Source organism: Streptomyces sp. NPDC057743, from assembly GCF_042798755.1.
Lineage (GTDB): Bacteria > Actinomycetota > Actinomycetes > Streptomycetales > Streptomycetaceae > Streptomyces.
This window is the reverse complement of sequence record NZ_JBHVJX010000003.1, coordinates 238,704-262,857: the sequence shown is the minus strand read 5'-3', so window position 1 is coordinate 262,857 and position 24,154 is coordinate 238,704. Positions and strand designations below refer to the sequence as shown.

Below are 24,154 nucleotides of genomic sequence, written 5' to 3'. Positions count from 1 at the left end.
CCTCCTACGATGGCCCCATGGTGACTGACGGGGAACTGCTGGGCCGGACGCGGGACTTGGACTTCTTCATCAGCTATTCGCCCGCCGACGAACAATGGGCGTCCTGGATCGCCTGGACCCTGGAGGAAGCCGGGTACCGCACCGTCATCCAGGCATGGGACTTCGTCGCCGGCACCAACTTCATCGACTTCATGGACCGCGGCGTCAGCGAATCCGTCGCCGTCATCGCCGTCCTCTCCAGCCACTACGGCCGCTCCACCTACGGCCGCATGGAATGGCAGGCCGCACTCCGCGCCGAACCGGAGGAGCCCGAGCGCAAGCTGCTCACCGTCCGCGTCGAGGACATCCCCATCGAGGGACTGCTCGCCACCATCACCTACGTCGACCTCGTTGGCGTCGCCGACGCCCAGGCCGCCCGCACCATGCTGCTCACCCGCGTCGGCCAGGCCGTCGAGGGCCACGCCCGCCCCGTCCACCACCCCGGCTACCCCGGCTCCCTCACCGACACCGGCTCCGTCAAACTGCCCGGGCCCGCCACCCCCGGCGACGACCGGCAGCGCCCGCTCGGCCGCACCGGCTGGTCCGGCCGCCGCCGCCCCGCCCGCGCACCCCGGTACCCACAGGCCCCCGGCGCGGCCCGCGACCAGGGCGCACTGACCGTCCTGCACCTCGCCGGACCCGACTTCGGCCGCGGCCGCGAACCGGACGCGCTGCGCCGGGAGATCCGCGGCGACCTCGTCGAGCTGAAGGACGCCGGCGCCCCCGCGCCCGACCTCCTCGTCGTCACCGGCGACCTCACCGCCTCCGGCAGCCCCCGCGAGTGCGACCAGGCCCTCAGCTTCCTCACCGGCCTGCGCTCCCAGCTCGACCTGCCGCCCCAGCGCGTCATCGTCGTCCCCGGAAACCAAGACGTCAGCCAGGCCGCCTGCCGCGGCTACTTCCACACCTGCGAGGCCGACGAGATCCCGCCGCAGCCCCCGTACTGGCCCAAGTGGCGCCACTACACCCGCCTCTTCCGCGGCCTCTACGAGGGCCTGGACACCGTCTTCGACAGCGACCAGCCCTGGACCCTCTTCCCGGTGCCCGAACTCCACACCGTCATCGCCGGGTTCAACTCCTCCATCGCCGCCAGCCACCGCCCCGACGACCAGTACGGCTTCCTCGGCCGCGACCAGGCCGCCTGGTTCGCCGAGGCGCTGCGCGGCTACGAGGAGGAGGGCTGGCTGCGCATCGGCGTGCTGCGCCACCCGCTCACCGCCCGCCGCCGCCCCCAGGACGCCCCCGGCGGCCCCGGCACGCTCCGCGACGTCGACACCTTCACCCGACTCGCCGCGCCCCGCCTCCACTTCGTCCTGCACGGCCCCAGCGGTGGCCCCCGCACCACCGGCACCGAGCCGGCCCACGACCACCTCCCGCTCCAGAACGGCACCCTGCCGCTGTACGGTTCGGCCGCCCCCGCCGGCTTCGAGCTGCTGCGCGTCACCGTCGACGGCATCACCCGCTGGACCGGCGACGGCGGCACCGAACCGGCCGTCTTCCCCCTCACCTGGCACGGCGCCGGCCGGATCTTCACCCCGCCCGGCGAGCTGGCCACCCCGCCCGCCGCAACCCCGCCCGCCGACAACCGCACCGTCGACGCCCCCGCCGACTCCCTCACCGAACGCGTCAAGGAGGTCTGCCGCGCCCGTCAGGAAGGCGTCCGCCTCCGCGACGTCCCCCGCACGGACCCCGACGACCTCGCCCAGATCATGGTCACCTGGAGCGACGAGGGCGTCGTCCGCCAACAGCGCATCGCCGTCCACTCCGGCACCCCCACCGACGACGACCTCGACCGCTTTCTCGCCCAGGCCCACGCCACCGACACCGGCTCCGAGGCCGAGCTGATCCACGACGGCCCGCCCCCCGAGCAGTCCCTGCGCGAACGCGCCGGACGCCGCGGCGTCCGCGTCCGCAGCTTCCTGGAGTTCCAGGGCCTCCTCGACCTGCGCGGCTACGTCGCCGCCCAGACCGCCCGGCTCAGCAACGACGACCGCTACGCCCCCGACCTCTACCTCCCACAGCGCTACCGCGACGCCGAACGCCCCGACGCCGACGAGCGCGACCACCTCGTCGAGGCCATGCTCCAACTCCTGGAGACCGACCACGGCCGCTTCCTGCTGCTCCTCGGCGACTTCGGACACGGCAAGACCTTCGCCCTGCGCGAGCTGGCCCGCCGCATCCCCGAACGCCTCCCGCACCTCACCCCGTTGCTCATCCCGCTGCACACCCTCGACCGCGCCCACAGCCTCGAAGGGCTCGTCGCCGCCCACCTCGCCGGCCACGACGTCGACACCATTGACCTGCGCGCGCTGCGCTACATGCTCGGCCAGGGCCGCGTCGTCCTGCTCTTCGACGGCTTCGACGAACTCGTCAACCGCGTCAGCTACGACCGCGCCGCCGACCACCTCCAGGTCCTCCTCAACGCCGCCGTCGACAACGCCAAGATCGTGGTCAGCAGCCGCACCCAGCACTTCAAGTCCCAGGACCAGATCCTCACCGCCCTCGGCGAACGCATCGGCCTGCTCCCGCAGCGCCGCATCCTCGCCGTCGAGGGCTTCGCCCCCGAACAGATCCGCGCCTACCTCGTCAACCGCTACGGCGACGAGACGACCGCCGCCCGCCGCTTCGAACTCCTCGGCAACATTCCCGACCTGCTCGCCCTGTGCGCCAACCCCCGCCTGCTCAGCTTCGTCGCCGACCTCGACCCCGACCAACTGCGCGCCGTCGCCGGCGCCGGCCGCGCGCTGAGCCCCGCCCGGCTCTACGAGGACGTCTTCACCTCCTGGCTCGCCCACGAGGAACGCCGCGGCCAGGGCGGCCCGGGCGCCGCCCCCGGCCTGACCCTCGACCACCTCTGGGCCGCCGTCACCGCACTGGCCCGCCGCCTGTGGGAGACCGGCCGCAACGGCCTGCACCTCGACGAACTCACCGACACCGTCGCCACCGCCCTCACCGGGCTCGCCAGCACCACCCTCACCACCCAGGAAAGCGCCCAAGCAGTCGGCGCCGGCAGCCTGTTGATCCGCACCGACGACGGCCTGTTCCAGTTCATCCACGGCTCCGTCGTCGAATGGCTCATCGCCCGCGAGGCCGCCGACCGCCTCGCCGAAGGCGACAGCACCCTGCTCGCCACCCGCCAACTGAGCGCCCTCGCCGTCGAGTTCTTCTGCGACCTCGCCGACCACGACCTGAGCACCGCCTGGGTCCGCACCGTCCTCAACGCCCCCGGGCCCGGTATCAGCGACGCCGCCCGCGCCAACGCCGTCCGCGTCATCGACCGACTCCGCGTCCCCGCCGGCGCCGACCTGCGCGCCGCCCGCCTCTCCGGCGAGGACCTCTCCGGACGCGACTTCTCCGGCGTCGACCTCACCGGCGCCGACCTCACCGACACCCGCCTCATCGGCGCCAACCTCTCCGGCGCCGTGCTCCGCGACGCCCGCCTGGGCGGCGCCCGCCTCGACCACGCCGACCTCTCCGGCGCCGACCTCACCGGCGCCGATCTGCGCGGCGCCCGCCTCACCCGCGCCGACCTGCGCGGCGCCCGCCTCACCCGCAGCCGTTGGCACCGCGCCGCGCTCATCGACCCGTTCATCGACCCCCAGGCCCGCGACGCCGCCGAACTCCGCACCGCCGCCCTCGCCCCCGGCATGCCCGTCGAGGTCGGCTTCCGCCCCGCCGCCGTCGGCGTCCCCTACGGCTTCGACATGCGCACCAGCCGACTGCCCGAACCCCTCTCGTACAGCCCCGGGGGCGAACTCCTCGCCGTCGGCAGCGAGGACGGCGGCGTGCTGGTCTGCGCCGCCGACACCGGCCTCGCGCTGCGCACCCTGCACGGCCACGAAGGCCGCGTCTACGCCGTGAAGTTCCGCTCCCGGGTCCTGGCCACCGGCGGCGCCGACGGCACCGTCCGCCTGTGGGACCCGGTCTCCGGACGCCAACTGCACCGCCTGGACGTCCACCCCGGCGGCGTCTGGCCGGTCTCCCTCGACGAGGCCGGCACCCTCGTCGCCACCGGCGACGCCGACGGCCTGGTCACCCTCTGGGACGCCGCCACCGGCGAGCCGCTGCGCCAACTCCCCGGCCACACCGCCCCCATCTACACCGCGGTCTTCAGTCCCGACGGGCAGACCCTGGTCACCGGCGACGCCGCCGCCAACCTCCGCATCTGGGACGCCCGTACCGGAGAGTGCCTCGGCACCCTCGACGGCCACGAAAACGCCGTGTTCCGCGCCCGGTTCAGCCCCGACGGCACCCTCCTGGCCACCGGCGACCACGGCGCCGACGGCCACGGCACGGTCCGCGTCTGGCACCTCGCCGACCAGCGCCTGCTGCACACCTTCACCGGCCACACCGGCCGGGTCTACACCCTCGACTTCCACCCCGAGGGAACCCTCCTCGTCAGCGGCGACACCGACGGCCAAGTGCGGCTGTGGGACCCGGTGGTCGGCGCCCCCGCCGGGGCCCTGGAGCGCTGCACCGGCGCCGTCTACCAGGTGATGTTCGGCAACGGCGGACGGCTGCTGGCCGCCTGTGACAGCGACGGCACCGTCCGCCTGTGGCGCGTCGCCCTCTCCGGCGGTCACCGCACCATCAGCCTGCTGCGCCAACAACCCATCGAACACCGCGGCTCCGCCTGGGCCTGCCGCTTCCGCCCGCACGGCAGCCAGCTCGTCACCGTCGGCAACGACGGCGGCGCCCAGATCTGGGACGCCGACACCGGCCAGGGCCAGCGCATCCTGCGCGGCCACGGCCGCCGGGTCAACACCGTCGCCTTCAGCGCCGACGGCGCCCGCCTGGCCACCAGTGGCAACGACGGCATCGTCCGCCTGTGGGACGCCCGCACCGGCCGCCGCACCGCCGAACTCACCGGCCGCGGCGACCGGTTGGTCTCCGCCGCCTTCAGCCCCGCCGGCCCGATCCTCGGCACCGCCAGCAACGACGGCGACGTCTACCTCTGGAACGCCGCAACGGGCGAGTACCTCCGCGAGGTCGACGTGGAGACCGACCACACCTGGGCCGAGGCGTTCAGCCCCGACGGCACCCTGCTCGCCACCGCCAACGATGACGACTCCGTCCGCCTGTGGTGGCGCGCCACCGGCGCCCATGTCGCCACCCTCTCCGAGCACCGGGGCCGGGTGCGGTCCATCGCCTTCTCCGGCGACGGCACCACCTTGGCCACCGGCTGCGACGACGGTCGGGTCCGCCTCTGGGACCAGGAGAGCGCCTCCCTGACGGCCGAACTCGACGGCCACGGCGACCGCGTCTACGCCGTCGCCTTCGGCTCCGACGGCGACTGGTTGGCCAGTGCCTCCTGGGACGGCACCGCCATCATCTGGCGCGACGGCGCCCCCCGGCACGTCCTGACCGGACACTACGGACGCCTCTGGGCGGCCGCCGCCCACCCCCGGCTGCCGTTGCTCGCCACCGCCGGCGACGACCGCGTCATCTGCCTGTGGGACGCCCGCACCGGTACCCGCACCGCCCGCCTGACCACCCGCCTCACCGGCCACACCGGGCGGGTCTTCTCCCTCGCCTTCAGCCCCGACGGCACCCGCCTGGCCAGCGGCGGCGAGGACGGCATGGTCCGTCTGTGGAACGTCCCCACCACGGACGCCCCGCCCACCCCACACGCCACACTCATCGGCGTCCCCGGCGGTTGGGCGGCGCTCACCCCCGAGGGCGGCTACAAGTACGAGGGCGAGGTGGCCGGCGAGTTCTGGCACGTCGTCGGCATGGCCCGCTTCACCCCCGGCGAACTGGACGACTACCTCCCCGGCGTCCAACGCATCCCGCTCGACGAGGAGTTGTGACACCGGGGGCAAACCTCCCGCCCCCGGCCGCCGCAACACGACTCACAGGGGTTGGAATCGGCAGCTACCCGGACGCTCGACAGAGACCTGACCCGTCTCGACCGCGTAGAACCAGCCGTGCAGCCGCAGCTTGCCCGCGGTGATCCGCCTGGCGACGAAGGGGTAGGAGCGGATGTTCCCCAGCTGTATCAGCGTGTGCAGTTGGGCCATGGCGTCGGGGTCCGACCGGCCCGCGCGGGCCGCCTGGCGGGCAAGGGGCAGCTCGCTGGCGGCGCGCGTCCCGTGACCGGCCAGGTCGAGCCACTTCGCCAACAGCGGCAGGAACGTCAGTTGTCGCGGGCGCATCAGCCCCTGTATTGCTCCGCAGTGCGAGTGGCTGCACACGACGATGTCCGGTACGTGGAGGGCGGTGACCGCGTACTCCAGCGTCGCGGCGATACCGCTGGCTGCCTGCGGCCGGTAGCGGGGGACGATGTTGCCCGCCACGCGTAATTCGAAGAGCTCGCCGGGCCGGGCTCCGGTGAACAGGGTGGGGACCACCCGGGAGTCCGAACACGTGATGAAGAGCGCCAACGGCCGTTGCCCGTAAGCGAAGTTGCCAAGATTCCAACCCCGTTGGGCGACCCGGTGCGGAAAGCTGCGGGCGTTGTCCAGGAATGCTTGCATGATCGACCTCGTTTTCGGTGGAACGGTCCCGGTCGCGGGGCAGTCCAGGGCGAGGCGGCGGCCGCGAGGGGAAGTCCGTTGAGGCAGCTCATAGCGGCGGCTCGTGACGTGCACGGCCGCGAGCCGGCAGGGAAGCCGTGCGTATGACGGATGCGGAGGGGTGCTGACCCGTCTCTCCGGTCCCGGGGCGCGGTCAGCTGCCGGTGGTCCGACCCCGCATCGTCGCGGCACCGGACCGTCTGCGGTCCAGTCTGTGCACGGAACGGACGGCGGTGCGCCTCCCCGAGGACAGGGAGGGGAAACCGGCCTGCCATGTTTGCGGGAAAGACTGCCGCGCATGGCCGTTGGGCGTCAGGAAGTTGCGCACTTCGCACCCGTCCTTCCAGCGACAACCGAACTGTGGAGGGGTGGATCCGGCGGAATCGGTCGTATGACCGAGCGTCATCCGGCACCCTCCCCAGCGGTCCGCAGGGAACACTTTCAGCCAGTTTGATGCCGGGTGATCACGGTGTGAACCAAGGAAGTGGCAACGGAGCACCGAGAGTTCACCTAGGACCTCCCAGCTATTCCCCAAGAACGGGGCCGGTCGCCGACACTCCGGACGGCCGGGCCGCTCTCCGGTACCCATCACTCCACGGATACTCACACCATGCAGAAACTCTCTCTGGACGCACAGGCACGTGAGCACCTGGAACGCGCCGCGGCCTCCACTTCCGGACGCAGCGCGGAAACCGTCTACGGCGGACACGAGCACACCCTGCGTCAGACCGTCCTCGCCCTGACCGCCGGTTCCGAACTCGCCGAGCACGACAGCCCCGGCGAGGCCACCCTCCTGGTGCTCCGCGGACGCATCCGGCTCACCAGCGGCGACACCTCCTGGGACGGCCGCATCGGTGACCTGATCGTCATTCCCCCGGACCGGCACAGCCTGCACGCCGTCGAGGACGCGGCGGTGCTCCTCACGGTCGCCAAACGCGTCACCTCCGCCTGACGATGACGATGACGGTGCGGGGGCCCTCGCTGTCCCTGCACCGGCGTCGCGCCGCGACGGAGCTGCCGGCCGGCCCGCACGCCTACGGAGCGTCCCACAGCGTGGCGGTCAGTTCGAGGTCGGGGCCCGGTGCGCTGGTGCTGGCCGGGTCACCGCCGGCGGCCGGCCGGACCTTGGTGAAGGTCAGCTTCGCCACCCGGTTCTCGGTGGTGATCACACACCAGACCAGGCCGGGGCTGATCCTTGCGGCCTCGACGGTCTGCGGGAGCGGCGAACGCTCGGCCGCGGTGCGACAGCCATCGGCGGTGTGGGTGTCGGGCGGTGCCAGACCGGCCTTCACCCGCGGGTTGTCCGAGTTGAGCGCGAGGACGCCGGGACAGGCCCCGTAGCCGATCTCGGCGTCCGCGGTGTAGGCGAGGGCATCGGAGGCGATGGTGGTGGCGGCGGGCTTGTCCAGATCGAGCAGTTGGACCGTCTTCACCGTGCAACTGGTCCGCAGCGTGAGGGCCTTGTCCCGGTAGCGCACCTTCGGCCCCGCGGCGGCGGGGGACGGGCCCGGAGCCGAGGAGGTGGGGGAGGTCGGTGACTCGGGGCTCGGGGAGGCGGGCGGCGGCGCGGCGGAGCGGGTCGTCGTCGCGGATTGGCTGCCGTGGGCGCCACTGGCCGCCAGGCTGGCGGTGCGTATCGCCCACACGGCGAAGGCCGATGCCAGCACCACGGTCAGTGCACCGGCGACCGCGGCAGCCATCACCCGGCGCCGGCCGCGTCTCCCCGTGGCTGGGGGCACAGCGGAGACGGTCGGGGGTGGTGGGGGTGCGGGATGGGGGTGTGCTGACGGAGGCGGTGGTGGTGCGGCGGGCGTCCCCACCGGCCCCCGCATCAGCACCAGCGATCCGGCCGCGCCCGCGGACCAGCGCTGCGGCGGGGGCAGCGCGCGGCCGGTCAGCTCACGGTGCACCGCGAAGTAGACCTCGTCTAGGGTGCGCGGAGGGGCCGCGGCCAGCGCCTGGAGGAGCGCGCCGGTGAACGCCGTGTGCGTGGCGCCTTCGGGCGCGTGCGCCGGCTCGTTCCTCGTGGTGGCGGTGAGCGTGTAGGTGCCGGACCAGTCGAGTTGGCCGACGGCGAGGTTGGTCGGCTCGGCCATCGCGGACCCCGCCCGGCCGGAGAAACAGCAGTCCACCAGCAGCACCCGGGACCTCGCCCGGGCCTGGCCGACGATCCGCTTGACCAGGTCGATCGGTACGGCGGTGAAGCCGGCGTTCGCGGTGTCGGTGTGGACGAGCGCCAGGTGCAGCACTCCGTCACCGTCCAACACACCGTGTCCGGCGTAGTACACCAGCAGTAGGTCGTCGGCCTCCCGGGCCGCCCAACTCAGCGCCGCCCCCACCGACTTCTGGTCGGTGGGATCGGAGACCAGTCGGCAGTGCTCCGGGACCAACAGGCCCAGCGTCGGGTGTGTCAGGGCGGCCCTCAGGGACCGGATGTTCGCCTCCACGGCAGGGAGGTGGGGCAGCCCGTCGTCCGTGAACCTGCCCGTGCCGATCAGCACGGCCCGACTGGAGGGGCCGTGCGGAGACCACCGTACGGTCATGCGTCGCGCTCGTCCGTGGGATCGAGCAGGCCCTGTATCTCGCGGATCACGGCGCGTTCGTCGTGGGCCCGTTTGACGTCGACGCTGACCATCCGGCCGTTGGGCAGTTCGACGGTGAGGGAAACGTCGGGACGGCGGTTGGTCAGCCAGGTGCAGAGCGGAGTGATCAGCGCGGCGACACCGCCGGTACCGAGGATGACGGTGAGGGTGTCCAACACGGCGCCCATATGACCCGGTTGCGGGGGCCTGCGCAGCCAGTCCACCCGTCCGCGCAGCCGGTCGTCCCAGGCCAGCCACTCCTGTAGCGACCGCAGCGGCGCTTCCGCCTCGGCTCCCTCGACCGCCACCGACCACCGTTCACCAACCGAACCCAAACCCGCATCCGGCATCAATTGCCCCCCGGTACAGAGAAGTTGGACCTGACGCGCACCATCCTGGCACGAGCGGGCCGGCGGAGTTTCCGATTCCCGGCGGCCGGCCGCCGGGCAGCACCAGTCACTACCGGTCAGCGGAGCTGCCTCGCTTCAGCCCACAGCGCAATGGGGATCATGCAGCCCGCCGGGGCGTTTCACTCATCGTGGGGCAGACACGCCCCTGACGGGGCCTGACTGTCAGCACACATAGCCCAGTCGACACACAGAGCCAGACAACACCAGGAGTTGGCGCATGCCCGAAGCGCGCACCGTCCCCGCGACCCACCGCGAGGTCCATCTCGTCGCCCGTCCCACGGGCCTGCCGTCCGAGGAACACTTCGCCGTCGTGACGGCTCCCGTGCCCGTGCCTGGGCCGGGCCAGGCACTGGTCCGCACCACCGTGCTCGCCGTCCTCACCATCATGAGCGACCTGATCCGTGGCCGCGGCGAGCTGCCGGTACCACCGTTCGACCTGGATGCCTGCGTACCGGGGCCGAGTATCGGTGAGGTCGTCGACGCGGGCGACAGCGGCCTGAAGGTCGGCGACATCGTCAGCAGCCAGGCCGGTGGTTGGCGGGAGTACGCGGCGTTGAACGCCTCCGCCGTGCAACGCCTGGACCCGGCCGCGTTGCCGTATCCGGCCGCGCACCTTTCGCAGGGTGCCGCCGCCTACCTGGGCGTCGTGCACGCCGGCGAGGTCCGCCGGGGCGACACGGTGTTCGTGACCAGCGCCGCGGGCGGCGTGGGTTCCCTGGCCGGGCAGATCGCCAAACTGCGTGGCGCGGCCCGGGTCATCGGCTCCACCAGCTCGCGGCGCAAGGCCGACATCCTGACGAGGGAACTGGGCTACGACGCCGTCGTGCTACGGGGCGCGGGCCCCATCGAGGAGCAGCTCCGCGACGCGGCGCCCGACGGGCTCGACGTGGTCGTCGACAACGTGGGTGGCGAGCAGCTGACGGCGGCGCTCCGGGTGGCGCGGCGCGGCGCGCGCGTGGCGCTGATCGGGGCGCTGGCCGGGCAGTTGGGCGCATCGGCCACCGCGGAGATCGACCCGCACGCCCTCATCACCGGTGGCGTCACCCTGCGCGGCGCGGCCCTCTACGACCATCTCGACGTCATCCCCGAATGGCTCGACGTCTTCGGCCGCGAACTGCGCAACGGTACGCTCACCTTCCCCCGCGCGGTGCTGACCGGAATCGACCAAGCCCCGCGTGCCCTGGGGGAGTTGCTCGCCGGCCAGCACGTCGGCGCCGTGCACGTGGAGCTGTGACCGCGGCTCCACTCTGAGCGCCGCTACCAGATCCGAGCGCCGCTACCAGAAGAAGTGCGACGCCTTCCGGGAGCGGGTCAGGCCAGCGGGCCTCCGGCTTGCGCTACTGAGCGGAGACCTTGTGAACGGTGGTGTCGTCGGGTCGGAGTGGTCGCCCGTCCGCGGAGAGCACTTCCAGCGCGCGGAGGCGGTGTCCCTGCCGGCGGTCGACCAACTCCGAGTGTGGTTCGCCGGGTTCGAAGAAGTTCTGTTCGCCCCACTGCCGTAGCGCCACGATGACGGGGAAGAGTGCCTGGCCCTTCGGGGTCAGTACGTACTCGCGGTAGGCACTGCCGTCCGAGGCGGGGACGGATTCGAGGATGCCGCCGGCGACCAGGGTGCGCAGCCGCGTGGTGAGGATGTTCTTCGCCACGCCGAGGCTGCGCTGGAACTCCCCGAAGCGCCGGCTCCCGTCGAAGGCGTCCCGCACGATCAGCAGGGACCACCAGTCACCGATCGCGTCCACCGACCGTGCGACGGGGCATTCGCTGTCGTCGAAGCGCGTCCTGCTCACCATGGTGTGCCTCTCTCCCTCGCGAACCTTCCCACTCCGGCTATCCCACTCCGGTACCGGTTGCAACATGCTACCAAAGGGGTTAGCGTCACGATTGGTAGCAAGTTGAAACCAGAATCCGAGGGAGTGCTGATGCCTGGCAACTGTGAGGCCGTGACCCGACGGCCCGAGGTCCGCAGCGGGAAGGGGACCGCGTTCGTCCTGTCCCGCGGCGTCGTCATACTGTTCGCCGTCGCCTGCGGTGCCGCGGTGGCCAACGTCTACTTCTCCCAGCCGCTCCTGGTGACCATGGGCCACGACCTGGGCATGAGCCCGGCACTCGTCGGCAGCGTGGTCACCCTCACCCAGGTCGGATACGGAGTGGGGCTCTTCCTCCTCGTGCCGCTGGGCGACGTGGTCAACCGCAGGCGACTGATCGTGGCCCAACTACTGCTCCTGGTAGCGGCGTTGATCGTTATCGCCGTCGCCCACACGGCGGCGATCCTGCTCGCGGGCATGGCCACCATGGGGCTGCTCGCGGTCGTCACGCAGACACTGGTGGCCTTCGCGGCGTCACTGGCCGAGCCCGCCGGGCGCGGCCGGGTCGTCGGCCTGGTCACCAGCGGCGTGGTCACCGGAATCCTGCTCGCCCGCACCGCGTCCGGCCTGATCGCCGACCTCGCGGGCTGGCGCTCGGTCTACCTCGCCTCGGCCTCGCTCAGCGCACTGCTCGCCCTGATCCTGTACCGGGTGCTGCCGCGCCACACGGAGACCCCGCCGACGACCCTGCGCTACGGACAGCTCCTGCGCTCAACCCTCACCCTGTTCGCGCGGGAGCGACTGTTGCGGCTCCGGGCCCTGTTCTGCCTGCTGATCTTCGCCGCCTTCAGCACCCTCTGGAGCAGCATCGCACTACCGCTCAGCGAGGCCCCGTACTTCATGTCCCACAGCGCGATGGGGGCGTTGGGGCTGATCGGCGTCGCCGGCGCGCTGGCCGCGAGCGTGGCGGGCCGCCTCAACGACCGCGGACTTGCCCAGCGGACCACCGGCATCGCGCTGGCGCTGCTCGCCGTCTCGTGGCTGCCCCTGGCCTACACCCGCAGCTCGCTCTGGGCCCTGTTCGCCGGCGTGATCCTGCTCGACCTCGCCGTGCAGGCGGTCCACGTCACCAACCAGACGCTGATCTACGCGCTGCACCCGGACGCGGGCAGCCGACTGATCGGCGGGTACATGGTCTTCTACTCGATCGGCAGCGCCACCGGCGCCATCGCCGCGACCTCCCTCTACACGGCGGCCGGCTGGGGCGCCGTCTGCGTGCTGGGCGCCGGGTTCAGCTGCCTGGGGCTCGTGCTGTGGGCATGCACCCGACGCAGCGTCCCGGCCCCCGCCGCCAACCTGACGGTCCCCAGCGGCAGTTGAGCATTCTGCCTGGGTGCCTGGGTGCCCAGGCACCCAGGGTCGGGAGCCCTAGGAACCCTTGACCTTCGGCTTGTTCTGGCCGGAGTCCCAGGTCCATTGGGCGCTGGAGAACGGCGTGCGCGTGAGAAAGGTGCGGGCAACGGTGCCGAGGTTGGCGTATGCCTCCTCGGCATAACCCGTCTTCTTGCGGTCCTTGGCGTACTGGGCGATCCTCGCGTCCACCGTTTGCAGCGTCTTGTACTGGGTGCCGCTCGCGCCGATGATGAAGCGCACGGCGGCGTCGAACTTGTCCCCGGGGTCGTCGGCGCGGTTCTTGGGGCCGGTGAAGAGGTTGCCGGGCAGCCAGATGTAGACCTGGGCGAAGCTGTCCCAGCCGGTGGGCCGGGCGGCGCCGGTCTGGTGGGTGAGGGTCTTGTTCTTGATGCCGGTGGCGAGGTCCTTGACCTGCTGACGGTCCGTGGGAACGAGCGTGGTGCCGTACTTGTCGACGTTCTGGATGATCGCGTTGAGCACGGGGGTCGCGGCGGTCAGGACCTTGTCCTCAAGGACTGCGTTCCACAGCCAGATCAGCCCGACCTTCGGGCTCTTGGGGACGATGTGGTGGTACATGAGCTCGACCTGGTGGCCGGAGACCGTCCCGTTCCCCGGTGCGGGGTAGGGGTGGGACAGCTCCTGTATGGCGAGGTTGTAGGCAGGCACGGCGTCGGCGCTCCTCGACTCGTCAGCGGTGCGGGGCCGGAGGCCCGATGCTGCCAGGGGGCCGCCGCGGCGAACAGGGAGCGGGAGGCGTTCCGGCCATCGAAACACTCCTACGGGGCCCGTCGGTGCGTGCCAGGCAACCACGTCGAGCAGGCGGCAACCCACTGGACGCCACACAACCCACTAGGCACCACCTGCACGGGGCACCACACGGACTGGGCCTACCCAGGCTCCTCGGACGGGGCGTGCGCCGGCACTGACTTCGGGGCCGCCAGGAAGATCGTGACCAGGGTGAGCGCCGCGGCCAGCCAGGTGGCGGTGTGGAAGGCAGCGGCGAACGCCCGTGCGGTCCCGGGGGAGTTGGCTGCGTGAAGTGGGGACGTCGAGGTGCCTGGGGGGACGAGGAAGCGGTAGGCCATCGCGGTCACCGTGCCGAAGACCGCGATTCCCAGGCCGGCACCGGCCTCGTAGGAGACGGACTCGATGCCTGCCGCCGCACCCGCCTGGGAGGAGGGCGCGGTGGTCATGATCAGGTTCGAGGCGACCATCTGGACCAGGCCGTGCCCGAACCCGATCAGGGCCAGGCCGAGCGGTACCACCGTGCCGGACGCCACCAGGACGTACCCGGTCGCCGCGAGCAGCAGACCGGCGGGCACATCGATCCGCGGCCGTCCCAACCGGGAGAGAACCAGCCCACCCACCGGGCCCGCCAGCGTGGCGGCCACCGGCATCGGCAGCAGGTGCAGCGCGGCGGCCTTGGCCGACAGTCCGTTGACGAACTGTAGGTACTGCACCAGTTGGAGTTCGAAGCCGACCATCACCAGCGCCGGAAGGACCGCGGCCACCACCCCCGCGCGCAGCCCTGGCAGTCGGAAGAGCGACAGGTCCACCATCGGGTGCGCCGCGCGCCGTTGCCGCCGTACGAACAGGACCAGTGCGGTCAGCCCCAACCCGGCCGGCAACGCCACCTCCGCCGGCCCGACGTCGTCGTGGCTGAGGGCGATGATGGCGTAGGCGCTGCCCAGGAACCCCACGATCGAGAGGAGCGGCGAGGTGGCCTCCCAGGGCTGCCGTTCGGCCTCGACCTCGTTGCGCAGCAGCAGCGCCACCGCGGGCATGGCCAGCGCCACGATCGGCAGGTTGACCAGGAAGATCGAGCCCCACCAGAAGTGTTGGAGCAGGAAGCCACCCACCACCGGTCCCAACGCCGAAGCCCCGGCCGCGACCGCACTCCACGCCCCGACGGCCACCGCGTGGTCGCGGCCGTCGCCGAAGGTCTGCCGGATGAGCGCCAACGTGGCCGGGATGATCATCGAGGCACCGACCGCCAGCAGCGCCCGCGCGCCGATCAGCGCCGGCGCTTCCGGCGCCCTCGCGCACAACACCGAGGCCGCACCAAAGACCGCCAACCCGACCAACAGCAGCCGCTGGTGTCCGATCCGGTCGCCCAACGGGCCGCTGACCAGCACCAGTCCGACCATCAGGAGCGAATACACATCCACTGTCCACAGCAGTTCGGTCGCGGACGCGGGCAGTTCGCGGGCGAGGGTCGGGACGGTGATGGTGAGGATGGTGACGTCCATGGCGGCGGGCAGAAAGCACAACAGCACCACGGCGAGCACCCACCAACGCCGGGCCGCCCCGACTGCCGGCAGCCCGCCGGTCACCGGCCGAGCCCCGGCGCCGCCGCTTCAGCCCTGACGATCGGAACGTGCGGCTGGAACGGGTTCGGAGCGCAGAACATGGAGATCAGTCTGCCAGCCCGCAGCTTCGGGAACGTAACTCCACCCGGTGCGACGGGCGTTGAGACGGCGGACCGCGAGGGGAAGCCGGCGGGGGCAGCGGCGGCCCCCGCCTCCCCGACGTCAGTTCCGCCGTTGCCTGGCCCGTCGCAGCTCGCGGTCGATGGCCCAGGCATCGGCGACCGGGCCGAGGTGGCCCAGCTTGTCGGGGTTGAGCACCGCGCGGATGGTCTGGATCTGCCCGTCGAGCACGTCGAGCGCCAGGGTGTGGAGCACCTTGCCGTCCCGGTCGCGGAAGAGCGCGCCCGGCTGGCCGTTGACCTCGTGCGGTTCGAACACCACGTCGAGGCGGGCCATTTGGGGGATGACGGAGGCGAGCAGTCGGGCCACCTTCTCCGGCCCGACGACGGCCCGGGCGAACTGCGGGGCCTTCCCGCCGCCGTCCCCGACGAGTTGCACATCCGCGGCCAACAGGCTTTGCAACGCGCCCACATCGCCGTCGGTGAGCGCTTCGAAGAACCGCGTCGCGAGCTCTTGTCGCTCCTGGCGGTCCACGGCGAACCGCGGCCGTTCGGCCCGCATGTGCCGCCGGGCCCGCACCAGCAGCTGACGGCAGGCCGCCTCCGAACGCCCGACCGCCTCGCCGATGTCATCGAATCCGAACGCGAACACCTCCCGCAGTACGAACACCGACCGCTCCAACGGGCTGAGCCGCTCCAGGAGCAGCAGGGCCGCCATCGACACAGAATCGGCCAACTCCGCCGTGCGCGCCGGGTCTTGGTACGGATCGCTCAACAGCGGCTCGGGGAACCACGGGCCGACGTACTCCTCCCGCCGCACGCGCGCGGAGCGCAACACGTCGATCGAGATACGGGTCACCGTGGTGGACAGGAACGCCTTGGTCGACGTGGGCGGGGTCGTCGAGCCGTCGAAGCGCAGCCAGGTCTCCTGCACCGCGTCCTCGGCCTCGCTCACGCTGCCCAGAATCCGGTAGGCGATCGAGAACAGCAGCGGCCGCAGGTCCTCGAACTCCCGGACCTTCCGGGCCGCTTCGACCTCTTCGACCTTGTTCACGTCGAACTCCCTTACGCCGAGGGCTGATGCTGATGCCGATGTTGGTGTTGGTGTTGGTGTCAGTGGAACTGCCCGGCCACGTAGTTGCCGGCCGGCTGCTGGGTGATGATGTTCATCCGGTTCGCGGCGTTCATGAAGGCGACCAGGGTCACCAGAGCGACCAGTTGCTCCTCGTCGTAGTGCTTGGCGGCGTGCGCCCACACCTCGTCGCTGACGCCGGTGGCCGCGTCCGCGACCCGGGTGCCCTCCTCCGCCAGTGCCAGCGCCGCCCGCTCGGCCTCGGTGAAGACCGTGGCCTCCCGCCATGCCGCGACCAAGTTCAGCCGCACCGCGGTCTCGCCGGCCGCGGTGGCCTCCTTGGTGTGCATGTCGATGCAGAAGGCACAGCCGTTGATCTGGCTCACGCGCAGTGACACCAACTCCTGCGTCGCGGCCGGCAGGGCCGAGTCCCTGAGTGCCTTGCCGGCCGACATGAAGTGCTTGAGGGCCTGGCCGGTGGTCGGGCTGGCGAAGTAGTTCAGTCGCGCGTCCATGGGATGCTCCCGAGGGGTCGTCTCGTCAATGGCTACACCCCTCAGACGAGACGGCTCGGCCCCCTGTGACATGCACGCAGGTGACCCGCGTCACCCGCCGTCGGCGACCGATGGGCGCCGTCGGCGAACCGACGGCGCCCAGGCGAGGACTTCTTGGGGCTGCCGCGCCCTCAGTGAATCTGCTCGGGCGTCACGGTCAGCCAGTCCTTGTCGGCCGTCACCCGCTGCCCCAGTTCCTTCTGCCGCTTCGCGTTGGCCTGCTTCATCGCGTCGAGCTCCTTCATGGAGCTCTCCTTGCGGTTCACCCAGATCCGCGCCCCGCCGTGCTCCACGTCCGCGGACTGGAACAGCATCGGCCCGTCGCTCTTCGGGGTGTCACCGGCCGCGAGGATCGGCCTCCGCCATGCGTCGATGTACGTCTTGATGGCGGCCGGCTTGCCCTCGTACCAGGTCAGCGGGGCCCACAGGGTGGGCGTCAACTCCCAATCGGTCAGCGCCTTGCGCCGCTTGGGGTCGAAGCGCCCCTCGGCGATCTCCTTGCGCGAGCTGGTGACGTCGCCGGTCTTGCGGTTCTTGAGGAGCGTGGAGACGCCGATGACGTGGTCCGGCTTCACGCCGTAGCCGTACTTGGGGTCGGCCAGGACCATGCGCGCCAGTTCCTCGTTGGCCGCGCTGACGACATAGACGTCGATGCCGTGGGCGCGCAGCGTCCGGTACAACTCCTGCATTCCGGTGGAGAATTCGGGCGCCCTGACCTCCGTCTTGGTCAGCTTCCCGTCCTTGTAGTACTCGGCGGGGATCGGCTTTCCGTAGGCCAGCAGCTCGTCGACGTACTGCTTCAGCTCCTTGAGCGTGAAACCGGAGAAGATCTGCGCGGCCCATGGGTAGGAGACCTGGTCGTCGAGGTCGCACAGCCGCATGTAGTAGCTGTAGAGGCTTTCCTTGTGGGTGGCGGTGTCCTTGAAGGGGATGACCTTCAGGGAGGGGTCCATGGACTTCCGGGTCAGTACGCCCTTCATCTCCAGGAAGGGGAGGAGCGCCTCTTCGAGGTCGTTGCGGTAGGTGGTGTTGTCCGCGTCGAAGGTGGCGTACGCACCCTTGTGGTCGTTGTTGGCGATGACCTTGCCGAGCTTCTTCGCGACCGGCGCGGGCCAGTGCTTCAGCTCCTTGGCGACGGAGCGTGACGAGACGCCCGCGGCGGAAGCCTCACCGCTTGGCCACAGAGTGCTGCCTGCGACCACCGCGGCCGTGAGCACCCCCGCCGCTCCGAAGACCGCAAGCCTGCCTTTGCCGCGTACGTTCACGTCTGTCTGTCCATCCTGCTGAAACGAGTCCTGTGGTGCGAAGCCCGTTGCGGGCAGCGCGCCATGTTAGGGCGTCTGCCTGGGATTTCCCATGAGTGAAGTCACGGTGGGTGAGGGGTGTGAGGCAGGGGGAGCCGGGTAGCAGCGTGTGGCGACGTGGAGGGGACGTGCCACGGGAGATCCCAACTCCTCACCCCGCTCTGGGGCGTGGCAAAAGTCGGGTGCGGTGCGCCCCGTCCACGGCCATGATGGTGATCATGACTCGATACGTTGACGCGCCCGCCAGACTGGGCGAGAGCGCCCTGCCCGACGGTCGGTTGCTCGGCTGGGCCGAGTGGGGGCCGCTGGACGGAGTGCCTGTCCTGTTGTGCCCGGGGGCGGCTACCAGCCGATGGCTGGGATTCGGTACCGACGCCGTCGAGGCGCTCGGAGTGCGCCTGGTGTCTGTGGATCGTCCGGGGCTCGGAGTCTCGACGCCCGCTCCCGGACGGACCTTCGCCGACTTCGCCCGGGACATCCGCGACATGTGCGTGCTGCGGGAGTTGGGGCGCCCGGCCGTGATCGGGAACTCGCAGGGCGCGCCGTTCGCCCTCGCCTGCGCTGCGGAAGGGGCCGCCTCGGCGCTGGCCGTCGTCTCCGGCGCGGACGAGGTCGCCGCGCCGGAGTTCGCTTCTGTTCTGGAGGCGGACCTGCGTACCCTCGTCGAGCGGGTCGCGTGTGACCCAACCGGCGCCGAGGAGTTCTTCGCGGGCTTCACCGCGGAGGCGATGGGGGACATGGTGATGAACCGGAGCCCCGAGTGCGACCTTGCGGTGTACCAGGATCCCGCTTTCGCGGCTGGATATCGCAGGGCCTTGGACGAGGGATTTGCGCAGGGCGCCGCCGGTTACGCCCGTGACACGGTCCTGGCGATGGGGCGTTGGCCGTTCGCCCTCGACGGGATCACCGTTCCGGTCGATGTCTGGTACGGCGAGCAGGACACCGGTCACTCGCCGGACAACGGCGCGCTGCTCGCTGCTCGGATGCCGGGTGCGCATCGCCATGTCGTGCCGGGGGCTGGTGGCGCCCTGCTGTGGACGCATGCCGAGTCGATCCTCGCCGCGCTGCTTGCGAAGGCCGGCGCCGGCCGGTAGCCGCCCGGACCACGGCAGTTGGAGGTGTGGTTACTGTCCGGGCTGGCCGCTCTCCCCGGTGAACCGCGGCGACTTGGGGTCTGTCCGATGCCGGATCTCACGTTCGGCGTCTTCGGCCTGCTGCACGTGGTCGGCGGCGGCGTTGACCGCCTGGCGCGCCAGGCGCAGGTCGTCTTCGGCCTCCGCCAACTTCCTGCCGATTTCCAGGACGCGCTGCTGTGCTTCTCCCAGCCGGTCGAGTGCCCGCCGCTCCCGGCTCCTCGCCGTTGCCACCTCCGCTTCTGCGGCGCGCAGTTCCCGCTCGGCGTCCGCGGCGTCCGAGTCGGGCTGCGGCCGATCCCGCTCGGCGCGCCTCACCCGCCCGCGACGACGGCTGCGCACCACGTCGAGGTCAACAACCTTGTCCGCCAAGGGCGTTGCCTCGTGTTCCGATGCCTGTGCCGCCGGGGAAGGGGCCGGCACCGCCACGAAACCGACCGCCGTCAGCGGCTGCGTCAGCCGACCTCGGGCCCACTGCCTGGCTGACTGCTGGTCGGCCAGGACGGCCCGCAGGGTGTCCTCCAGTTCCCGCTGGGCGCTGGGTCCGAGGGCGTGGCCTGCCTGGGCGGCCAGGTGGCGTGCCTGGCCGGTCAGCACGGCAACCATCTCGTGTTGCTGCCCGGAGAGCTCGCGCAGACGCCGTCCGTCCAGTTCCCGATGGGCCTGCCGCAGTTCCTCGCCGAGCCGGAGCAGTCGCGCCGTGTCCGACCCCTTCTCGCGGGCCAGGAGGTTACTGGCCCAGGCGGCGTGGGTGGGGCGGCGCAGCTGTCGGATCCGTTCGGCCAACCCACGGTCGCCGGCCGCCCGCGCGGCTCGCACACGGGCGTCCCGCACCGTGGTGAATTCCCCCGGCGGCAACGCGTAGAGCTCATCGGCGACGGTGTCCAGATCCATCCGGCCCTCCATCGGCGCGTGCGGTGGTTGCCCACGACGCGGGCCCGTGGGCATCTTTTGCCAGCCCCACACCCGCCGGCGACCGAAGCCACCGGCGACCGTCAACGCCCGGCACGGCCGCGCCCGGTCGCCCTGCGCAGCAATCGCGCACCACTCAGTGACCGAACCGGAAATGGTGGTGCTTGGGGTGCTCGGACTGCGCGGCCGCCGGTGCGGTTCGGGCGGCCTGCCTGCGGTGTCGGGACCGGGCGAGGCTGCCCGTCATCAGGGCAACGCCCAGGCCGATGATCAGGGTGAGCGCGATTCCGGCCAGGAAGATCCCGAGACCGTTCAGGGTGGCGATGTGGTTACCGAGGATCGTCACGCCGTAGGTGGGCCCGCCCACGAGGTTGCTTGCGATGGACAGGCCGACGAACGCCCCGGCCGCGGCAAAGAGAAGAAGTCCAAGTAGCGCCATGATGTCCGCCCTTCTGCGACACCGACACTTCCACTCTCGCACCGCAGGCACCTGCCGTCTCGGCCACAAGGAACGGTGCAACCCAGCGGTTCCGGGCGACGACAGCCCGCAACGCGAACCAGCCGGCCGCCTCTGCGCCGCACCCGGCCCATACAAGATCGTCGGCGTCCACAAGCACCCGCGCATCCATGCCCTTCGGCCTGCGGCGCGGCCAGCGAGAGGGGTACCCCGGGTACCTCCAGGCGGGCGGTTTTCCGCGCCCCGACCGGCGCTGCCCCACCGAACTCCATACATGACGAACCCTCAGCTCAGCGCGGTGAACGGGGGATTGGGGCCGCTGCCGGCAAGGGTGCGCTGTTCGGGCGCGCGGGCCTGGGCCGGGATTCGTAGCCGGGGACCGCGGAGTGCGCGACGTAAGGTCGGGGCGGGTGCCGCCGCGGTCCGCGCGGCCTCACCGGGCCGGTGCGGCGAAGTCCGGGGCCGGCCCCGGCACACGGTACGGAAGGGACCACCCGATGGCTGACCGGATCAGCGATGTGTGGGGCAAGCGAACCCCCTTTGCCGCCGGCGAGAGCTGGCCGCTCCGCGTGGACGAATGCCTGGCCATCCCGCAGGACCACGTCGAGCGCTGGGTGCCGTCCGCCTGTGTGCTCTGTTCCAACGGGTGCGGACTGGACATCGCGGTCGCCGACGGTCGCATCGTGGGAGTACGCGGCCGCGCCGAGGACCGGGTCAGCCACGGCCGGCTCGGCCCGAAGGGACTGTTCGGCTGGCAGGCCAACCACTCCCGCGACCGCCTGCTGCACCCGCAAGTCCGCGTCGACGGTGCCTTGCAACGGGTCGACTGGGACACCGCCATGAGCGCCGTGACCGAACGATCCCGGGCGGTCGTCGCCGACCACGGCCCCTCGGCCATGGCGTTCTACAGCAGCGGCCAACTCTTCGCCGAGGAGTCCTACGCCCAGGCACTGATCGCCCGGGGCGGGATCGGCACGCCCCACCTGGACGGCAGCACCCGCCTGAGCAGCGCCACCGCGGAATGGGCCCTGATCGAGAACTTCGGCAGCGACGGCGACCCCGGCTCCTACACCGACATCGACCACTGCGACACGCTGTTCCTCGTCGGGCACAACGTGGCGGAGACCCAGACCGTGCTGTGGTCCCGGATGCTCGACCGCCTGCACGGCCCCGACCGGCCCAGCCTGATCGTCGTCGATCCGCGCCTGACCGCGACCGCACGCGCGGCCGACGTGCACCTCGCCATCCGGCCGGGCACCAACGTCGCCCTGCTCAACGCCCTGCTGCACGAACTGATCGACAACGACTGGATCGACCAGGCATTCCTCGACGACCACACCACCGGCTACGCCGAACTGGCCCGGACCGTCGCCGACTACCCCGTGGAGCGCGCCGCGGAGATCTGCGGCATCCCCGCACACCTGATCCGCCGGGCGGCCCAGCTCATCGGCACCGCACACCGACTGGTCTCCACCGCCCTCCACGGTGTCTACCAGTCCCACCAGGCCACCGCCGCCGCCGTGCAGGTCAACAACATCCACCTCGTGCGCGGCATGATCGGCCGGCCCGGGGCCACCGTCTTCCAGATGAACGGCCAGCCCACCGCCGAGAACACCCGCGAGACCGGCGCCAACGGCACCCTGCCCGCCTCTCTCAACTGGCAGAACGACGCCCATGTGCGACGCCTGGCCGACCACTGGAACGTCGACGAACGGCGCATCCGCGACTGCTCGCCGCCCACCCATGCCATGGAGATCTTCCGGCGCTGCGAGAACGGGTCGATCAGGTTCCTCTGGATCACCGGTGCCAACCCCGCCGTCTCCCTCCCCGAACTGCGCCGCATCCGGGCAACCCTCAAGGCCGACGGGCTCTTCCTGGTCGTCTCCGACGCCTTTCCCACCGAGACCACCGCACTGGCCGACGTGGTGCTGCCCACCGCACTGTGGGGCGAGAAGACCGGCTGCTTCACCAACGCCGACCGCACCGTCCACCTCTCCCACAAGGCCGTCGATCCGCCCGGCGAGGCCCGCACCGACTTCGCGATCCTCCTCGACTACGCCCGTCGGATGCGCCTCGCCGACCGCGACGGCAGGCCGCTGCTCGCCTGGCACCAACCGGAGGACGCCTGGAATGACTTCATCGCCCTGACCAAGGGCCGGCCCTGCGACCAGTCCGGCCTCACCTACGAGCGACTGCGCGGCAGCAGCGGCGTCCCATGGCCCTGCACGGAGACCGCCCCCGACGGGACCGAACGCCTCTACGCCGACCACGTCTTCGCCACCGCCGCCGACCACTGCGCGGACTACGGCCACGACCTGGCCACCGGCGCCCAGCACGAACCGCACGCCTACCGCGCCCACGACCCCGCGGGACGAGCCAACCTCAAGGCAGCGCACTACGTGGCACCGCACGACCCGCCGGACGAGCAGTACCCCCTGTGCCTGACCACCGGTCGCGGCGTCTACCACTGGCACACCCGCACCAAGACCGCGCGCGTCCCCGAACTCAACGACGCCGAACCGGAGTTGTGGGTGGAGCTGCACCCCGACGACGCCCACAGCCGGGACATCGCCGACGGCGACCTGGTCCGGGTGATCTCCCGGCACGGCGCCATCGAGGCGCCCGTCGTGCTCTGCGGAAGCCGCCCCGGCCTGGTGTTCGTCCCCTTCCACTACGGCTACTTCGACCAGCCGAACCCGGACCGGCACAACCGGGCGGCCAACGAACTCATCGGGACCGCATGGGACCCGATCTCCAAACAGCCGGTCTACAAGGCCACCCCGGTCCGGCTGGCCAAGGTCACCGACACGGATGCGGACGCGGTCGCCGCCGCTCGAAGCGCACAGCGCGAAGAGTGAAGTAAGTCACCAGGCACGCGAGAACCGGACTTTTCACCCTTTGCGTCTCTCTAGCCAACGCCCGTGCCCGATCTGGGCCGGATGCGCGAGCGATTGGAGAGTGTCCTTGTCTTTTCCCGTGGCCCTGAGCATCGGCATCCTCGGCTGTGCGGTCATCGCGGCGGTGACGTTCCTGTTCCGGAGCCCCAGGCGGACGTCGCACCGGGTCTGTGCCGCCCTGGGATGGTTGTGGGTGGCCGGGGTCGTGGGCCTGACGTTCGGCACCCGCTCCGGTGGGGGACAGGCGTTGAACCTCAAACTGCTCGACGTGTCGAACCCCGCCGACACCTGGGACTTCTTCCTCAACGTGGTGATGTTCGTCCCCGGCGGGCTGCTCCTGGCGAGCGCCGGCGCACGCTTCGCGACCGCGGCGGCCTGCGGCTTCCTCGGCTCCCTCGCCATCGAGGCGACGCAGTACCTCACCGCCTCGGGGCGCACCGCCGACCTCAACGACCTGCTGGCCAACACCCTTGGCTGCGTGGCCGGTTACGCCTGTGCGGCAGCGGTCCGGGTCGCGTTCCGCAGGACGCGGACGATGGCCGGACCGCGCCTGCGCGCCTGACGCGTGGTGGTGCATGAGGGCCGTGCCACCAGCGCGGCCGTCGGCATTCATCGCGATTTCAACGGCCGTGC

At 71.3% G+C, this 24,154-nt stretch carries 18 protein-coding genes; 7 read left to right on the top strand and 11 right to left on the bottom strand.

Going from position 1 to position 24,154, the window contains the following annotated elements:
* Positions 1 to 17 precede the first annotated feature (17 nt).
* Positions 18 to 5,849, top strand: a complete 5,832-nt coding sequence (locus tag ACFVFQ_RS04830) for a TIR domain-containing protein (RefSeq protein WP_383408692.1) — start codon at positions 18 to 20, stop codon at positions 5,847 to 5,849.
* A 42-nt stretch (positions 5,850 to 5,891) separates the two neighbouring features.
* On the opposite strand, the gene ACFVFQ_RS04825 is transcribed toward ACFVFQ_RS04830, so the two are convergent.
* Positions 5,892 to 6,515: a carbonic anhydrase gene (locus ACFVFQ_RS04825; protein WP_383408689.1), complete on the bottom strand. Its 624-nt coding sequence runs from the start codon at positions 6,513 to 6,515 to the stop codon at positions 5,892 to 5,894.
* Between the two features lie 649 nt (positions 6,516 to 7,164).
* Here ACFVFQ_RS04825 and ACFVFQ_RS04820 point away from each other — a divergent pair.
* Positions 7,165 to 7,506: a cupin domain-containing protein gene (locus ACFVFQ_RS04820; RefSeq protein WP_383408686.1), complete on the top strand. Its 342-nt coding sequence runs from the start codon at positions 7,165 to 7,167 to the stop codon at positions 7,504 to 7,506.
* Positions 7,507 to 7,588: 82 nt separating this feature from the next.
* Here the strand turns inward: ACFVFQ_RS04820 and ACFVFQ_RS04815 are convergent, their stop codons facing one another.
* Positions 7,589 to 9,097: a caspase domain-containing protein gene (locus ACFVFQ_RS04815; protein ID WP_383408683.1), complete on the bottom strand. Its 1,509-nt coding sequence runs from the start codon at positions 9,095 to 9,097 to the stop codon at positions 7,589 to 7,591.
* Entirely contained in the window at positions 9,094 to 9,486 is a 393-nt protein-coding gene (locus tag ACFVFQ_RS04810; RefSeq protein WP_383408680.1) for a hypothetical protein, read from the bottom strand. The genes ACFVFQ_RS04815 and ACFVFQ_RS04810 overlap by 4 nt, the downstream gene beginning before the upstream one ends.
* A gap of 277 nt (positions 9,487 to 9,763) precedes the next feature.
* Here ACFVFQ_RS04810 and ACFVFQ_RS04805 point away from each other — a divergent pair, with 277 nt between their 5' ends.
* A complete protein-coding gene (locus tag ACFVFQ_RS04805) occupies positions 9,764 to 10,780 on the top strand; it encodes an MDR family NADP-dependent oxidoreductase (RefSeq protein ID WP_383408677.1) in 1,017 nt (338 codons plus the stop codon).
* A 103-nt stretch (positions 10,781 to 10,883) separates the two neighbouring features.
* Here ACFVFQ_RS04805 and ACFVFQ_RS04800 read toward each other — a convergent pair whose 3' ends face one another.
* Entirely contained in the window at positions 10,884 to 11,336 is a 453-nt protein-coding gene (locus ACFVFQ_RS04800) for a winged helix-turn-helix transcriptional regulator (RefSeq protein ID WP_383408674.1), read from the bottom strand.
* Between the two features lie 129 nt (positions 11,337 to 11,465).
* On the opposite strand from ACFVFQ_RS04800, the gene ACFVFQ_RS04795 reads away from it, so the two are divergent.
* Positions 11,466 to 12,731: an MFS transporter gene (locus ACFVFQ_RS04795; RefSeq protein ID WP_383408671.1), complete on the top strand. Its 1,266-nt coding sequence runs from the start codon at positions 11,466 to 11,468 to the stop codon at positions 12,729 to 12,731.
* Between the two features lie 48 nt (positions 12,732 to 12,779).
* Here ACFVFQ_RS04795 and ACFVFQ_RS04790 read toward each other — a convergent pair whose 3' ends face one another.
* From ACFVFQ_RS04790 to ACFVFQ_RS04770, 5 genes are all read right to left on the bottom strand, one after another.
* The gene (locus ACFVFQ_RS04790) at positions 12,780 to 13,430 is read right to left on the bottom strand and encodes a hypothetical protein (RefSeq protein ID WP_383408668.1); all 651 of its coding nucleotides are present in this window, start codon (positions 13,428 to 13,430) and stop codon (positions 12,780 to 12,782) included.
* A gap of 221 nt (positions 13,431 to 13,651) precedes the next feature.
* Positions 13,652 to 15,097: an MFS transporter gene (locus tag ACFVFQ_RS04785; RefSeq protein WP_383408665.1), complete on the bottom strand. Its 1,446-nt coding sequence runs from the start codon at positions 15,095 to 15,097 to the stop codon at positions 13,652 to 13,654.
* Between the two features lie 198 nt (positions 15,098 to 15,295).
* Positions 15,296 to 16,246: an RNA polymerase sigma-70 factor gene (locus tag ACFVFQ_RS04780; protein ID WP_383408662.1), complete on the bottom strand. Its 951-nt coding sequence runs from the start codon at positions 16,244 to 16,246 to the stop codon at positions 15,296 to 15,298.
* A gap of 59 nt (positions 16,247 to 16,305) precedes the next feature.
* Positions 16,306 to 16,779, bottom strand: a complete 474-nt coding sequence (locus ACFVFQ_RS04775; protein ID WP_383408658.1) for a carboxymuconolactone decarboxylase family protein — start codon at positions 16,777 to 16,779, stop codon at positions 16,306 to 16,308.
* 170 nt (positions 16,780 to 16,949) lie between these two features.
* Complete coding sequence (locus ACFVFQ_RS04770) at positions 16,950 to 18,083, bottom strand: haloacid dehalogenase-like hydrolase (protein ID WP_383408655.1); 1,134 nt, start codon at positions 18,081 to 18,083, stop codon at positions 16,950 to 16,952.
* 257 nt (positions 18,084 to 18,340) lie between these two features.
* On the opposite strand from ACFVFQ_RS04770, the gene ACFVFQ_RS04765 reads away from it, so the two are divergent.
* Positions 18,341 to 19,216 carry an alpha/beta fold hydrolase gene (locus tag ACFVFQ_RS04765; protein ID WP_383408652.1) on the top strand — a complete coding sequence of 292 codons (876 nt, stop codon included), beginning with the start codon at positions 18,341 to 18,343 and terminating at the stop codon, positions 19,214 to 19,216.
* Between the two features lie 30 nt (positions 19,217 to 19,246).
* On the opposite strand, the gene ACFVFQ_RS04760 is transcribed toward ACFVFQ_RS04765, so the two are convergent.
* Both ACFVFQ_RS04760 and ACFVFQ_RS04755 read right to left on the bottom strand, forming a co-directional pair.
* Positions 19,247 to 20,149: a hypothetical protein gene (locus ACFVFQ_RS04760; protein ID WP_383408649.1), complete on the bottom strand. Its 903-nt coding sequence runs from the start codon at positions 20,147 to 20,149 to the stop codon at positions 19,247 to 19,249.
* Positions 20,150 to 20,303: 154 nt separating this feature from the next.
* Complete coding sequence (locus ACFVFQ_RS04755; RefSeq protein ID WP_383408646.1) at positions 20,304 to 20,606, bottom strand: hypothetical protein; 303 nt, start codon at positions 20,604 to 20,606, stop codon at positions 20,304 to 20,306.
* Between the two features lie 515 nt (positions 20,607 to 21,121).
* Here ACFVFQ_RS04755 and ACFVFQ_RS04750 point away from each other — a divergent pair.
* A complete protein-coding gene (locus tag ACFVFQ_RS04750) occupies positions 21,122 to 23,482 on the top strand; it encodes a molybdopterin oxidoreductase family protein (protein ID WP_383408643.1) in 2,361 nt (786 codons plus the stop codon).
* Between the two features lie 106 nt (positions 23,483 to 23,588).
* The gene (locus ACFVFQ_RS04745; protein WP_383408640.1) at positions 23,589 to 24,083 is read left to right on the top strand and encodes a VanZ family protein; all 495 of its coding nucleotides are present in this window, start codon (positions 23,589 to 23,591) and stop codon (positions 24,081 to 24,083) included.
* Positions 24,084 to 24,154 lie beyond the last annotated feature (71 nt).